1 protein-coding gene is annotated in these 242 nt (G+C 41.3%); it reads left to right on the top strand.

What is annotated here, in order from left to right; genetic code table 11:
• The coding region (locus tag ACY2RR_RS24635; RefSeq protein ID WP_490110842.1) for a hypothetical protein at positions 1–182 on the top strand (182 nt) is incomplete at its 5' end.
• Positions 183–242: the final 60 nt, after the last annotated feature.

Raw genomic sequence — 242 nt, 5'->3', positions numbered from 1 at the left:
GTGTTGTAGAGCCTGTGCATTGCCACGCTCTCTTCCCTACGTCTGATCACATCAGCCCCTACAACCATCTGCGTGCCAGCGCGCTATTCAGAAACACGGCCTGTGCAGCTGATATCTGTACTATTCCAATTTGCGTGCCAGATTATTTTTATATTGCTCCTTTTTTACCTGAACGCATCTAACCTATTGTTTTATAAATAGTTAAATTAATTGATCATAAACTTTTCCTTTTGCCTGGAATA

This window comes from Parendozoicomonas sp. 2304DJ65-17, from assembly GCF_058148445.1.
This window is presented reverse-complemented; position numbering and strand designations above follow the sequence as displayed.